The following is a 13,708-nucleotide window of genomic DNA, read 5'->3' on the forward strand; positions in this document are numbered from 1 at the left end:
GATTTCGGCGTGCATGGCTGCATCTACACCGAAGGTCTCAAAGGAATGTCTCAGAGCCAGTCGGTTCGACATGGGGAGTAGCATTCATCGTCTGACGCAGCGTCGACAGTTCCTGGTAGATGCGCTTGCGGGCACGGTTCTGGTTTCCGAGCGGCCTGTGCTCAGCGAGCGCATGCCAGGGATTGAACGACAGTCGATCCGCAAATGCAAGCTGCGCGGGACTGTCAAAAACCTGGCGCTCCAGGACGAGCGTTGCGGCAGGTATCGGCCGCGAAAGGCTTGCCGGCCAGATGATCGACGCGTCCTCGATCGGCATCGACGACGGATGCGTCTGGACCTGGATCCGGAATTCAAAACTGGCCGGACCAGCATTCAGCGTCGCGGCCATGGCTTCGCGGAGGTAATTGTCAGGCGGACGCTTTGGCAGGTTCGGAACACGCGTGCGACTGTTATCGACAGGGTGGATCGAGTAGCGCATTGCCTGCCCCTCGCCAAGTAGATACGGCACGCAGCTCCAGTATTCGGTCTCGATAGGGCTCGTCTGCGTCCTCGCCCATAGTCCCTGCATGACTGCATCGAGGAGATGCGTATCGGACGGATTGACGAAATAGAAGAGCGGCAGGCCGCGGTTGATCCACGTCTGGAGCTTGGCATTTTCGACCACGTTCGGGGTGGTGAAGGTTGGTGTGCTGATGCCGGTAAAATCCTGAGTGAATTGTTCGTCGTCGAGAAGTTTCGCTCCCTCGACCCCCATCAGTTTGATGCCGAAACTCAGCACGCCGACATCGTCGATATCCGGCGGCAAACCCGGACCAGGCCCGGCAAAACGCACCCAGGCCGGGAACTCCCGCGGGGCGCTGAAAACTCCGTGGCGCATCGTATCGGGCAGGTCGGCCCGGATGATGAAGCGACCGCGGACGACGCCGTGCGTCTTGGTGTTGCCTGCGCGCTGAAACCCGCCCGGGCGATAGTGGGTGGACATGTATGCGGTCATGTCCATTAAGACCTTGTCGTTGCATTCCTCTTCCCCGGCAATAGCCTGCTCCATCGCGGGCATTGATGGCGCGCGCTCCCGCGCGGCCCTCAGCCACGCTTGGACCAGACCAACGATCGCCGGACGCAGGAACGTGTCGATTGGCGGACGAATGAAAGGATCGATCCTGCGCTCCAGATTGAGAAGCCTTACCAAACCATCGTGCAGCTGTTTCCACGTCAAAGCCTTGTCTCCAACCAGTGACTCTCCCCTTGCCGGATCATCTCGGCTGCCTTCTCGCCCACCATGCACACGGCACTCGCAATGAAAAAGCCAGGAATACGTGGAAATACCGATGCATCGGCGACATACAGACCTTTCGTACCATGCACGCCAAGTCGACGATCGAGAACGCCTCCCTGTTCCCTCGGTCCGATGGGACATGTGCACGACGCGTGGTGGCCCCAGGCATTGGCGCGCACATGCCGGGCGAGTTGATCGTCGCTCTGCAATTCCTCTCCCGGCGTTTCTTCGGCCACAACCAGGCCGAGCGCCTTGAACAGGCGAGAAAGCCTGCGGGCAAAGCGAATGCCGGCAACGACCGCCTTCAAGTCAGAAGCCGCATCACCGCTCCCCTCCTCGAAATACCGGAAGTCAACGAGTGGCGGATCGCGAGGATCAGGGGATCGCAGTGTCACCACACCAGCCCGGTTTTCCGTATGCGCTTTCAGCACTGCCCAGGTTAGGACATTCTGCCTTGCCGAGACGAGCTCGGAATAGCCGGGAAAGTAACCTCGAAAATCGGCGAGAAGTGCCATCGTAAAGAGATCCGGAACATCCCTGTCCGGTGTCGATCGTCGCACGACTGCCATTGCGGCGCCATTGGAGGTGTACATGCCGCTGCGTTCGTTGAGCCACTCTTCGTACAAGGGATCCCCACGCTTGAAGCGCGCCCCCTTGAGGGCTTTCCACGGCCACCGTATCCGGTTGACGACACCGATCTCGTAACGATCCTGCAGGTTCTGTCCAACACCTTGAAGATCGACGCGCACGGGAATGCCGTGTTCTTCAAGATGCGCGGCCGGACCGACCCCGGACAGCATGAGCAGCTGCGGGGTGTTGAACGCTCCGCCGGCAAGGATCACGCCAAGACGCGCATGCGCCTCTCGATAATCGCCCTTTTCAGAGCTCGGGCTCGGGCACGCGCGGTAAAGTCCACGCCCCTTAAGAAATGAGACCCCTGTTGCCCGGTTGTTCGCATCGAACAAGACTCTTGAAACAAGCGTGCTCGTTTCGAGCCGCAAGTGGGATGGATGATCCTTTGCCACCTGCAGCAACCGCTCGCGTGTTCCGACGCGCCGACGTCCGGCGGTTGAAAGCGGGGTATAGAAAAGTCCCTCTGTCCCGCGCCTCACCATGGATCGGTCATTGGCATCTGCCCGTCCGCCCAACAGGGCGCGCAAAGCTGCCAAGGGTTGCTTGCTGGTGGCGATCGCTGCCACCGCAGAGGTGAACAAGGTAGCCCGCAAGAGGTTGTCCATGACAGCCTGCAAGGGCAACGCCCGCTCCGTCTGCAGCCAACCGCCCCAGCCATGACCGGTCTTTCTGATCCCGATCTGCGACAGGGCCCGCCAGATTGGACGATGACGGCAATTCTCGATCATCGCGAAGTAGCGTTGCATGGCTTTCGCCGACCAGGTCTCGTCCCCTGTCAAAGCGGCGATCCCGTCCCAATCCACGTCATGCGGTTGGATGAAGATCATCGCATTGTGAGCCGTACACCCGCCAATCGCGCTCGCGCGCGGATAGAGCACGTCTTCGGCATCCGACGAGTGCCGGACCCGAAAATTCCAAGCAATCGCCGGGTTCTCAGAAGCGAACGGATGGAAAGCGGGGACATCGTACTCATCCGCCAGGCTTTCGCCACCGGCAGAGCGTGGATCCTCGCCGGCTTCAAGAACCAGAACGCGGTATCCAGCCTCCGCCAGGCGCGCGGCAACCGTGCCGCCGCCTGCGCCTGCGCCGACGACAATATAGTCGAACTCCTCACCACCAATGCCGCTCGCTGCTTCCATCTCGATCCCATCAGAAGGTCTTCAGGAATTCGATGAGCGCGCGCTTGTCGTCGTCGTTGAGCGGCGGCTCGGTACCGAACGCCTTCTCGTCATCACTGAGGCCGTCGACCTCGTTGAAGGCCCCGGTTCCGAAATAGTGGCCCCTGTTGACCTCGAAATCGGTACATTTGTCGAGCGCCAGCATGGCTGGTCCCTGGTCGGCAAAATGGCGACGAAGTTCCTCGTCAGTGGCATTCTCCGGCACGGAGGCAAGAGAGGCCTTGAGACCGTGCAATAATCCGACCAGGCGGGCGGTATGGTTGGCGGCCTGGACGGGATCGCTCGTTTCCGCCAACGGCCGGAGATTGGCGATAAGATTGACAGGAACGCCCTCCGGAATGGGCCCGATGGTGATGTCTCCACCTTGGGTCACCAGCCATGGCAGCCAAAGATGGAGTGTGCCTTGAAGTGGTCGAAGGATTTCGGGCACAAAACCCTGTGGCAATGTAATGAGGCTGCGTGCGGTTGTACGGTCGATCCTGTAGACGCCGTCCTTTCCAAGCACAGTGTCCTTCGTCCGTCTTTCAGGCCATAGCATCTGTTCGACCGAGGCCTGAAAGACCTTCATGCGCGCATCGACCGAAGGACTCTCATCGAACGGTCCGACGCTATTGTTGAGAAGGTAAGGCCCGGTCGACCACAGACTGACAAGTGAAGGGACACGGGTATAACCGCGCCCTCCATCCGGCATTGCAAAGGGTCGACGCTGACCCTGAAACGGATCTCGTACCGTGATTGTCCCGACCGAGGGCAAGTGCTTGTAGGACTGTGAGGAGAAGTTGTCCCAGATATTGCCCGCAATTGCGTTTGTCGCCAGCGGGCTGCAGGCATTGGTCCTCAGCAGTGTCACCGGGATGCGCAGTTCGTTCGACAGATAATTATCGTTGAGAAAGTCAGGCTGAAGGACGATTTGGGTCATCTGCTCCTTAAAGTCCGATGTCTTCGTCCAGCTCCAATATTGCTTGAAGCAGTCGATGTAACCTCGGCCATTGCATGCAGCCAGATCAAGTCCCGCGGGCAAGGGTGGCATCTTGCTCGAATGGCAGCGGGCACAAGTGGTCGCGAAAGCCGACTTTCCGCGCATGAGAACAGCTTGATCGGTACTGAGGTAGGTATTACCCCCCGGCGCGTCCTTCAAAAGGTCCGGCCGAGCAGCCTTTAGAAAGAAGAGCGCCGTCGCAGGGGTCATCATCTCCGTGGCCTGCCAATAGCTCGACTGCTTCTGGGCATCTGATATCTTGATCGGAGAGATGGGCTTGCCGCCGACCACCGCGTTGAAATGCAGCAGCCATTCCTCACTGAAGAGGCCGATATTGAGGTAGACGCGATTGAGCGCTCCAAGCGCTCCTACGGCGTCCGATCCATCCTTCAGGACACGTGGTGTGAACACCGTGTCCGGCGCGACAAAGGACTTGGTCAGAGGCCCGCCCTGCAAGTAATCCTTGAACTGCTTGTTATTCAGTTCGCCGCCGGCAATCGTTTCCTTTCCGAGCTGCTGTGCCAACGCCAGGCGGTTCCCAACGTTGTAGATCGCGTTCATCGTGCGAGGATTGTTAATATAGTCAGTGGACACCAAGGAGGTATCCATTGCCCCTGGTCGATAGGTGTGGACGAGCTGGAACATGAAGTTCGACTTGCTCGCCGAATAGACGAACAGCCTGTCGACCCACATGTATTGCGCACCGACGGTCGAGCTCAGATCCGCCCATTGCGGGTGTTCAGGGTCGGCTGGAGGGTGAACCGGGCTCGGCCCGACATGGCAGAAGCCGCACGACATGCCGACACGATAGGGACGCACGAGGTTCTTGTCGTTATAGTAGGAGGGATCGTTGTAATAGCGATTGCCATCCCAGCGCTCGGCTGCAGCCTTGTCGAATTCGGGATTGGAAAATAGCCGCAGGCCAACGATGCCGGACGGCTCACCATAGTAGGAACCGAGCGGGACGGTCTTGCCGCGCGCGCCGATCGCAACGCCCGGATATTTCTGCGCATTGGCAAATGGATCGGCCGGACAATCGGACCGACGAACGTCGAGCAGCAGGCCATATTTCGGATCTGGTGCAGTCGCCTTATTGAAGCATGGCTCGTTCAGGAGGCCAAGAACCTTCCATCGCGTGTCGCGATCGGAGGAAACAATCTTAAGGAGATCGAAGCTTCCAAAGGTGGCCTTGGTCATGCCATCCCAGAATCGGTCATTGCCGCCTGTCCAGGCGATCCAGGCGTTACGCCCCTTGACCTCGTCCCCTGTCAGGGCAATGCCACGGTCCATGTCATGAAAATAGTCTTCGTCCGCAGCATGGAATGAGGCCGCATTGCGGCCGGCAGCCTTCGCCTCGTCGGCAACATTGCCAGAGCGAAACGGCGGATGCCACCAGTCACGGATGGCAGGATAGAGAATGAGCCCAGCCGACAGGACAAGGATGAAACCTACGCCAACAAGGATGCGAAAAAGCCACTTCACATCACGCCCCCCGGTTTATGGGCGCGTGGTGCAAGGTAATCCCCTAATGCGCCCGCGCTTTCACCTGCATCATTCCGGTCCGCACTCGCATCGACTTCAAATCAATGTAACGAAGTTCGCCATGAAGTAGAAGAAAATTTATCGCGACACCTAGAGAACCCCTCCGTCCCAGCACGGCGGCGCTGCCGGGGCCACTGGGCGGCCAAGCATGACATGCGCCCGCTCCCGTCTGCAGATTGCACTGCGTCCTGGGTAGTGAAACACGGCAAGCGTCCTATATAGCTCCGGGACGGCCCAAGTGAGGATCGAATACTGCCCTATGTCATTTGTCTGATGTTGACCTCGCCAGACGGAAGCCTTCATCCAAGCCGGTGGACGACCAGCCCCGATGGAGCCAAAGCAGATTGGGCGTCTCTCTATGAGAAGGTTCAAAAAGACCTTGGGGGAACCGCCTGGATGGTCGGGCGCGTAACGATGGCCGAGATCTCGAAAGTGACTGCTCACCCTCTAGCCGATCCACCAAACACCAAGAGACCAATTCACTTTGCCAAGCCGGATGCAGAAAGCTTTGCAATCGCGCTTGATGCGTCCGGAAAGCTGCATTTTGCTAGCGGCGAACTGTACGGTGACCATGTTGTCGTCCTGCTTGGCTCCGATGTGTCGGATAGCCACCTGGCGGAATTGACTGCTGACGGTGTTTCCTATGTCGTTTCTGACGGACCTGATATTGATGTGGCCGAGATGCTCGATGTGCTTGGCGAAGAATTTGGCGTTGACCGGATTGTTCTCGAAGGCGGCGCGCGGATCAACGGTTCGCTGATGGCGTCCGGTCTTGTCGATGAATTGAGCTTGATCGTTGCCCCTGCACTTGAAGCAAGGCACGGAAGCGACAGCGTTATCGAGTTTGGCGAGGAAGGTTTGGCGGGGAAGGTCGAATTGTCGCTTATAGAATGTGCACCTTTAGGCAACGGCGCGCTTCACCTTCGCTATGCGGTTCTGAAACCGAGCGATCAAGGGGCAATCGATCACAACGGCTGATGACGTGACCAAATTCAAGCAGAATGCATGGGAACGCGCCGGCGGTTCTGCGCAAATCAAAATGATCTTGATCCGCCGAGCATTTCTGAGCATAAGCGACATACTCACCACGGACCCGGTGAAACTCCGGGTGGCTCTTCTGGCCGCCGATCCGCCAGACCACGCAAAACTCCTGTCTTTTCAGGGAACGCTTACGCGTTCGCCACGCTTTGCGAGATCACCAGATGCTACTATCCACTTTCCATCGGGATTGGTCGGCCAATCCGATCCGCGAAATGCTCGCTGGAGCTGTCGCGACCTTTGCGCTCATTCCCGAAGTCATCGCCTTCTCCTTTGTCGCAGGTGTCGATCCCCAAGTCGGCCTGTTCGCGTCCTTCATCATCGGTATCGTTATTGCCTTTACCGGCGGCCGTCCCGCCATGATCTCAGCCGCAGCAGGATCGGTCGCACTCGTCGCGGCACCACTCGTTCATACGCACGGGCTCCCCTACTTGTTCGCCGCCGGCTTGCTTGCTGGTGTACTCCAAATCGCGTTCGGACTTTTGCGTCTCGGCGTCCTCATGCGTTTCGTGTCGAAATCCGTCAGGACTGGATTTGTCAATGCCTTGGCAATCCTGATATTTGCGGCTCAGCTTCCCCATATCATTGGGGGGGATTGGCTGGCCTACGCCATGCTCGCCGCAGGCCTTCTCGTCATTTACCTAGTTCCCAAGGTGACGACGGCGATCCCGTCTCCGCTGATCTGCATTCTCGTCCTAACCATCGCTTCAGTCACACTGAAGCTTCCGGTGATGTCAATTGCCGACCTCGGCAAGCTCCCGGATTCACTACCGATTTTCGTTTTGCCCGCTGTTCCCCTGAATATGGACACGCTCAAGATAATCGCTGGACCTGGGCTTGCCATTGCCACGGTCGGTCTTTTGGAATCGATGATGACTGCCAGCGTTGTTGATGATCTCACCGGCTCACCAAGTTCGAAGAATAGGGAATGCACCGGCCTCGGGATCGCCAACACCGCCGCAAACCTCTTCGGCGGAATCGCTGGTTGCGGCATGATCGGTCAAACCATAAGCAATGTGAAATATGGTGGAAGAGGGCGCTTATCCACGTTATTTGCCGGAGCATTGCTGCTCGTCTTGATGGTCTTATTAAAGCCGTGGGTCTCTCAGGTGCCTGTTGCGGCACTTGTGGCAATCATGGTGATGGTCTCGATCGACACATTTGACTGGTCGTCAGTGAAAACCGTTATGGTTCACCCAAAATTGTCGAGCGTCGTCATGATTGCAACCGTGTTCGTGACAGTGCTCAGTTCGAACCTGGCTCTGGGCGTGACGGTCGGGGTCCTCCTCAGCGGTGTTTTCTTCACATTCAAGGTGGCTCGACTTCTTCATGTCCAGGCCGAGAAGGATCCGGCTTCGGGTCGTTTGACGTATCGGGTCTCGGGCCAGGTATTCTTCGCCTCGGCAGACATTTTCGTCGACGCGTTCGATATCGAGGAAGCAAACGGTATGGCCGTTTTGATTGACGTCTCGCAAGCTCACTTCTGGGACGTTACTGCTGTCGCTGCCCTCGACAAGGTCGTCGAGCGGTTCAAGGCGCATTCCATTGCCGCCGACGTCCTGGGTATGAACGAAGCAAGTGCGACGCTAATCACCGACCTCAATGGTTCGACCGGCCTCCGGGCAATGTAGGTCGAGATCAACAACGAACGCTCGCTTAGGAAGTAAACTAGGTTTCACACAAATCCTCCCGACGGAATGAAATCGAATCCGTTCCCCATCGCTCCTCGACCGGCGCGAGATCGACAGTCTCTGCCTGGGACGTTACGATTCCTGAAGCAATCAGACCAAGGTCCGTCTTGCCGATAAGCGTCAGTTGCGTAGTGTCGGAATTCAGAGGTGCTGGGGGAACAAATGGGTACAACACACTGGCCAAAGGACCCCTTGTTCGGGGAAGATATGAATGTGCTGGCCTCGATCCTGCGGAGGTGGTGTGGCCAAAACCAGCGTGACTTCAATGGCGAGGAAAGCCGGGCGAAGGCCCGCGAACTCGTAGAATGGTTTGAGTTCGGCGTGAGGGACCCTGTAGAGCTTGCCGACTTGATCGAAGGCAGGCATTGGCAGGTCGAACGGCTCTGACCGCAAGTCCCCGTCGTTCAAATCGGCTGCTCGGAGAGCCGCAATCTAACGACTTTTGCAACGCCGACGTGTGATTTTATCGAGCCGGCTCGCGCCGACGGCTTCTCGGAACTTCTGGCAGAACCGGGAACTTTGAGGCATCGTGGCATCCATGATCGTCTCGAGGGAGAGAACGCCATGAAGTGCTGCCTCTACACCGCCATCGCTCTGACGTATTTGGGGATCACCGGAGCGGCATTTGCCGACGAAACGCCTTTCCTTCAATCCCTCGCGGGAGATTGGATCGGCGGAGGCATGATGAAGCGGTCGACGTCGTCGTCTCCAATCAATCTGGACTGCAATTTTAAGACCCAGGCGAGTGGCGAGGCCCTTTCAATGAAAGGGACATGCCGGGGGATGATCGTCATCACGCGCGCGGTCTCTGCAAGTATCAAAGCCAATGGCACCCAATATGCCGGCACTTATATCGGACCGTCAGGCGGCATTTCAGGATTGCAGGGAAAGCGGAGCGGTGAGGCAATCAACCTTGCCGTGCGCTGGTCCCGCGTGATCAACGGCGATCGAAGCGCCACCATGACCATCCAGCGTGTTGATGCCAATGCCATTAGAATCCGAACCGTCGACAAGGACCCGGCATCGGGACAGCAGGTTGTTACGAGCGAGATCAATCTGCGGCGCGACTGACTTGGGCGACTGCAACCTCTCGTCGGAGCAACGAATCCAACCTATATAATGCTGAAAAAGCCCGACGATTTCCGCCGGCTGAACCGGAGACATAAATGAGCCGCGATCCATATGAGCTTCTCGGCGTGAAAAAGGACGCCTCGCAGAAAGACATTCAGAGCGCATTCCGCAAACTGGCAAAGAAACTTCATCCCGATCTCAATCCGGGCGACAAGAAGTCAGAGGAACGGTTCAAGGAAATCTCGACCGCCTATGAGTTACTGAGCGACGAGGAAAAGCGGGGACGATTTGACCGTGGTGAAATCGACATCACCGGTGCCGAGCAAGCGCCTCGAAACTATTACCGTGACTATGCCTCCCAGGGAGGTGCTGGAAACCCCTACCAAAACAGTGCGGGCTTTGCCGACTTCGGCGACCAGGATGATATTTTCTCGAGCTTCTTCTCCAGCCGCGCCCGGGGCGGCGTTCGAGCGCATGGTCAGGACCGCAACTACTCCATGGAGGTGGATTTCCTCGACGCTATCAACGGCACGAAGACCCAGATCAGGCTCCCCGACGGACCGGCCCTTGATCTTCAGATTCCGCCGGCCACGCGGGACGGTCAATCCCTTCGATTGAAAGGCAAGGGAGAGCCCGGGATCGGTGGTGGTCCGGCTGGTGACGCCTATGTGGAAATCAGAGTGCGCCACCATCCTTTCTATGTTCGTGACGGAGACGACATCCGTTTCGAGTTGCCCATTGGCCTTCGGGAGGCAGTGCTCGGAGGCAAGGTACGGGCGCCTACACCCACCGGTTCAGTCAACCTCACATTGCCTCCGTATTCGAACACAGGGAAAGTCTTGCGTCTGAAAGGCAAGGGCGTGCCAAAAAAAGGTGGCGGAGCCGGTGACATCTATATTTCCCTGAAGATCATGCTGCCCGATTCACCCGACCAGCAACTGACCGAATTCATGATGAGCTGGAAGGCAGGTGAAGCGCAGGATCCGAGAAAAGGCATGGGAGAATAACCATGGATGATCTTGAATTCCGACGGTTCCTGAAGATCGACGTCACCGTTCTTGAGGTTTGGGTGGAACAGGGATGGCTGCTGCCCCAGAGCCAAGATGGCGCACGCGATTTTCGCGACACGGATGTGGCCCGTGGGCGCCTTATCCTCGATCTTACGCAAGATATGGGCGTCAACGACGCGGGCGTCGACCTGATCATGGACCTCATCGATCAAATTCACGGCCTGCGCGGGACCCTCCGAGACGTGCTGGCCGTCATGGCCGAACAGGACGAGGAAGTAAAACGCAGATTGCGCGGCAGGCTGGACGAGCTCTCCGGTACCGTCGGCCTTTGAGGCTTGCCTCGTTCTTCCCCCTGACTGAGACGGCAGAAGACCGTCCTCTCAGCCGGAGGACATGGCCATCGCGAACGAATTTACTGCCGCGCATTCACGATCCCTTTGATAGGCTCGCTGAACGTCAGCAGTGGAATCGATTGATGCTTGATTCCGTCTCACTGTTGGTGGGAACGACCGTGATAAGCGGAACACCTGCTTCAGCTGCAGCTCTTGTCAGCGCGGCACGCGCCTCCTGAGCTGTGAGGTTGCCTTGGATCGCATCAAGACAGGCCTTCGCGGCAGCCACGTATTCCTCGCCGTCGTCCAAAGGCCAACCACTAAGCTTCAGCAATCTCCCGGAGCGAGCTTGCGAGCCTGTGACCACGCACTATGCATCAGCGGGATAAAATCAGCGTTTTCGCGCCAATTCATTACAAATCCACCTCCACATAGTGATTTCCTCGAAGCCCAACAACGCTCATTCCTTTTCGAGAGAAAGTAAATTTTACTCGCGCACGCCCTACCCTGACGGAACTCTATGATTATCTGACGTCCTCATGACGCTACGAGCTTGGCGAGGCCGCGGGCCGTAATCCGCCGCAAGACCTCCCTTGCCCTTGAGATCGACGCGTACTGTCAGTCCCTCTCCTTGCATATCGACACGCGCCGGTCGGGCCACGTTAAAGCAACTGTCGCGTTCACTCTCAGGGCCTTGCACCAGTGTAGGGAGATGCTTTTGCTTCAGCTCGATATCCATTGGCTACCTTTCCAGGTTTGCAAACGGAGATCCGGGCACCCGCAAGGCGCTACGCCGCTCTGTTGATGCCTCTTTTTGACGAGAAATCCTTGCTGGGAAATGCCGAGATTTTGCGTGAGCTGCCAGGTGCCAAGCGCAGATCGGCGCCCCCCGGCCGCGGCTGCCGGACAAGGGCCGTCGGACGAAAAATAGCCTCGTACAACTCACGTACGGAACAGATTCTTGTACTGGGAGGGCTGCGATCTCAAGTATTGTGGAGGAGCCGATACCTGGCCTCCAAGGGCGGCGGCCGCGTGCCAAGGCCAGCGAGGATCGTAGAGTGCGGCCCGTGCAATTGCGATCAGATCCGCGTCGCCAGTAGACACAATCGCTTCAGCTTGGGCGGGCTCGGTTATCAATCCGACAGCCACGACTGGGATTTTGACCTCATTCTTGATAGTCCGTGCAAGTGGGACTTGGTAGCTTGGACCCACGGGGATTGATTGCTTGGGATGCAGCCCCCCGCTCGACACGTGGATGGCATCACACCCCCTCGCCTCAAGCGCTTTCGCAAAGGCAATCACTTCCGCTATTTCCAGGCCTCCCTGGACCCAGTCGGTCGCCGAAACCCTCATCGTAACCGGTCTGCCCGCCGGGAATGCGCTTCTAACCGCGTCGAAGACTTCCAATGGAAAGCGCATTCGATTTTCGATGGTGCCGCCGTAGTTGTCATTTCGCGAATTGGACAGTGGAGAAAGGAATTGGTGCAAGAGATAGCCGTGCGCACCGTGTATCTGGACGGCATCGATGCCGATATTGGCGGCGCGCATTGCCGCTGAGGCAAAGGCATTGCGAATGCGTTCTAAACCACCCTGATCCAAAGCCGTAGGCGGCACGTCGTCTGAACTGAACGCCACGGCGGAGGGCGCCTCAGTTTGCCACCCATTTGGGTGATTAGGCGGGATCTGCTTGCCGCCGATCCATGGGATATTGGTTGACGCTTTGCGACCGGCGTGAGCGAGCTGAATTGCAATCGGCACATCGGAATACCGGCGCACCCCCTCTAGCGTCCGGGCCAAGGCGACTTCGGTTGCGTCATCGTACAGCCCGACATCAGCGTAGGTGATACGCCCCTCTGGCACTACGGCGGTAGCCTCTATGGTTAGCAATCCTGCTCCTGACAGAGAGAGCTGACCCAAGTGGATGAGATGCCAGTCGGTCGTGCATCCATTCTCCGCTGAGTATTGGCACATCGGAGCGATGACAATCCGGTTTGCAATTTCCAGCCCGGCTACGCGAAAAGGGGTGAAAAGAACAGGATTTGGCATGGTATTCCTTATCTTTGCGAGGGGAGACTTCGTTTCAGGAGGCCAGGATAAGTCAGCCTCGGCCCAATTCGGCATCATATTGTCTGGCACTGGGCATTATCGCAACGTCTCCAGTCGACGGATAGCAATCACCGCAAACCGGAATCAACAATGAGCAGAAGAAATACTTAATCGCCGACAACTACAAGAGCACGACGGACGATACTCTGCGGTCTGAACGCGGCAAGGTGAGCCGCAGTATCGTTTCCTTTTTACCCCCTTCCTCTCGAGCCCCCGCACGCCTTGCTTTCAATCGCGTAGGCTCAAGGAAAAGCTGACCACAACACTGAGGCACAAGGGCAACAGCACGCTTTACCTGAAACACGGTAAAAAGACCGAGCAACAACGAAACATCATAGACGCACTGATGAAGTCAGTCGCGAATGAGCCGAATTCTCGCAAGGCTGAGTGAGTGAGAGAGCTATGTCAGCACGTGGTGTTGTGGTGTCAGTCGCTGGATTTTAAGATCGGCAGCACATGGCGCTGAGGGAGACAGCCGTCTTACGTGAAAGGGGCGTACAATTTTCGCAGGAGAAGCCCAAATCCGGCCTCGAAGAACTCTGACGGCACTCGGGGGCTTTAGTAAGCCGAAAACTTCACCGTCACGCCGCGCTGACGAAAGTAGGCCTGCATCAGCTTCCTCCCCGAACGATTGTTCTGCACGAGCCTAGCGGGGTCGAATACAGCCTCTTTCAAACCCGCCCGTGTCAGCGCCGCCTTGAGAGCTGCGATATGCGCATCAATTTCGGCGTTGTCTGCATGAAGCGCTTCATAGACGCGGTTTGTTGCATCTTCGACGGTCGGTTCGCTCACGATTACACTCCGGATGTTATTTGTCTGCCCTTAGCACATTGTTTGCCCTTATTGTGCTGA

12 protein-coding genes and 1 other annotated feature are annotated in these 13,708 nt (G+C 57.5%); of the genes, 6 read left to right on the forward strand and 6 right to left on the reverse strand.

Features of this window, described 5'->3' with window-relative positions; genetic code table 11:
- Positions 1-37: 37 nt before the first annotated feature.
- From RGCCGE502_RS29630 to RGCCGE502_RS29640, 3 genes are read right to left on the reverse strand one after another with little or no spacing between them, the layout of a single operon-like run.
- On the reverse strand, positions 38-1,216 hold the full coding sequence (locus RGCCGE502_RS29630; protein WP_016557915.1) for a catalase family protein: 1,179 nt from the start codon (positions 1,214-1,216) through the stop codon (positions 38-40).
- The gene (locus tag RGCCGE502_RS29635) at positions 1,213-3,048 is read right to left on the reverse strand and encodes a GMC family oxidoreductase (RefSeq protein WP_016557916.1); all 1,836 of its coding nucleotides are present in this window, start codon (positions 3,046-3,048) and stop codon (positions 1,213-1,215) included. The genes RGCCGE502_RS29630 and RGCCGE502_RS29635 overlap by 4 nt, the downstream gene beginning before the upstream one ends.
- 10 nt (positions 3,049-3,058) lie before the next feature.
- Positions 3,059-5,548, reverse strand: coding sequence for a hypothetical protein (locus tag RGCCGE502_RS29640; RefSeq protein ID WP_016557917.1), 2,490 nt, complete (start codon positions 5,546-5,548; stop codon positions 3,059-3,061).
- Positions 5,549-5,857: 309 nt separating this feature from the next.
- Here RGCCGE502_RS29640 and RGCCGE502_RS29645 point away from each other — a divergent pair, with 309 nt between their 5' ends.
- The 6 genes from RGCCGE502_RS29645 (at position 5,858) to RGCCGE502_RS29670 (ending at position 10,750) form a co-directional block, all read left to right on the forward strand.
- Positions 5,858-6,586, forward strand: a complete 729-nt coding sequence (locus tag RGCCGE502_RS29645) for a RibD family protein (protein WP_040675863.1) — start codon at positions 5,858-5,860, stop codon at positions 6,584-6,586.
- Positions 6,587-6,694: 108 nt separating this feature from the next.
- Positions 6,695-6,750 (forward strand) — a sequence feature (sul1 is cis-regulatory element that is thought to sense ions involved in sulfur or methionine metabolism; They are found in Alphaproteobacteria).
- Between the two features lie 60 nt (positions 6,751-6,810).
- On the forward strand, positions 6,811-8,277 hold the full coding sequence (locus RGCCGE502_RS29650) for a SulP family inorganic anion transporter (protein ID WP_016557919.1): 1,467 nt from the start codon (positions 6,811-6,813) through the stop codon (positions 8,275-8,277).
- Positions 8,278-8,499: 222 nt separating this feature from the next.
- The gene (locus RGCCGE502_RS29655) at positions 8,500-8,724 is read left to right on the forward strand and encodes a hypothetical protein (protein WP_019280379.1); all 225 of its coding nucleotides are present in this window, start codon (positions 8,500-8,502) and stop codon (positions 8,722-8,724) included.
- A 177-nt stretch (positions 8,725-8,901) separates the two neighbouring features.
- Positions 8,902-9,408 carry a hypothetical protein gene (locus tag RGCCGE502_RS29660; protein WP_016557921.1) on the forward strand — a complete coding sequence of 169 codons (507 nt, stop codon included), beginning with the start codon at positions 8,902-8,904 and terminating at the stop codon, positions 9,406-9,408.
- A 95-nt stretch (positions 9,409-9,503) separates the two neighbouring features.
- Positions 9,504-10,415 carry a DnaJ C-terminal domain-containing protein gene (locus RGCCGE502_RS29665; RefSeq protein WP_016557922.1) on the forward strand — a complete coding sequence of 304 codons (912 nt, stop codon included), beginning with the start codon at positions 9,504-9,506 and terminating at the stop codon, positions 10,413-10,415.
- Positions 10,416-10,417: 2 nt separating this feature from the next.
- A complete protein-coding gene (locus RGCCGE502_RS29670; RefSeq protein ID WP_016557923.1) occupies positions 10,418-10,750 on the forward strand; it encodes a chaperone modulator CbpM in 333 nt (110 codons plus the stop codon).
- Between the two features lie 124 nt (positions 10,751-10,874).
- On the opposite strand, the gene RGCCGE502_RS38360 is transcribed toward RGCCGE502_RS29670, so the two are convergent.
- From RGCCGE502_RS38360 to RGCCGE502_RS29690, 3 genes are all read right to left on the reverse strand, one after another.
- Positions 10,875-11,117 carry a DUF982 domain-containing protein gene (locus RGCCGE502_RS38360; RefSeq protein WP_341875055.1) on the reverse strand — a complete coding sequence of 81 codons (243 nt, stop codon included), beginning with the start codon at positions 11,115-11,117 and terminating at the stop codon, positions 10,875-10,877.
- Positions 11,118-11,692: 575 nt separating this feature from the next.
- Positions 11,693-12,796, reverse strand: a complete 1,104-nt coding sequence (locus RGCCGE502_RS29685; protein ID WP_016557925.1) for an NADH:flavin oxidoreductase/NADH oxidase — start codon at positions 12,794-12,796, stop codon at positions 11,693-11,695.
- 618 nt (positions 12,797-13,414) lie between these two features.
- Positions 13,415-13,651: a hypothetical protein gene (locus RGCCGE502_RS29690; protein ID WP_114715180.1), complete on the reverse strand. Its 237-nt coding sequence runs from the start codon at positions 13,649-13,651 to the stop codon at positions 13,415-13,417.
- Positions 13,652-13,708 lie beyond the last annotated feature (57 nt).

This window comes from Rhizobium grahamii CCGE 502 (assembly GCF_000298315.2).
GTDB lineage: Bacteria > Pseudomonadota > Alphaproteobacteria > Rhizobiales > Rhizobiaceae > Rhizobium > Rhizobium grahamii.

Bases quoted from the DNA above. Each gene is read 5' to 3' on its own strand.
- RGCCGE502_RS29635 (WP_016557916.1), bottom strand. From the start codon at position 3,048: ATGGAAGCAGCGAGCGGCATTGGTGGTGAGGAGTTCGACTATATTGTC.
- RGCCGE502_RS29650 (WP_016557919.1), top strand. From the start codon at position 6,811: ATGCTACTATCCACTTTCCATCGGGATTGGTCGGCCAATCCGATCCGC.
- RGCCGE502_RS29655 (WP_019280379.1), top strand. From the start codon at position 8,500: ATGGGTACAACACACTGGCCAAAGGACCCCTTGTTCGGGGAAGATATG.
- RGCCGE502_RS29660 (WP_016557921.1), top strand. From the start codon at position 8,902: ATGAAGTGCTGCCTCTACACCGCCATCGCTCTGACGTATTTGGGGATC.
- RGCCGE502_RS29665 (WP_016557922.1), top strand. From the start codon at position 9,504: ATGAGCCGCGATCCATATGAGCTTCTCGGCGTGAAAAAGGACGCCTCG.
- RGCCGE502_RS29670 (WP_016557923.1), top strand. From the start codon at position 10,418: ATGGATGATCTTGAATTCCGACGGTTCCTGAAGATCGACGTCACCGTT.
- RGCCGE502_RS29685 (WP_016557925.1), bottom strand. From the start codon at position 12,796: ATGCCAAATCCTGTTCTTTTCACCCCTTTTCGCGTAGCCGGGCTGGAA.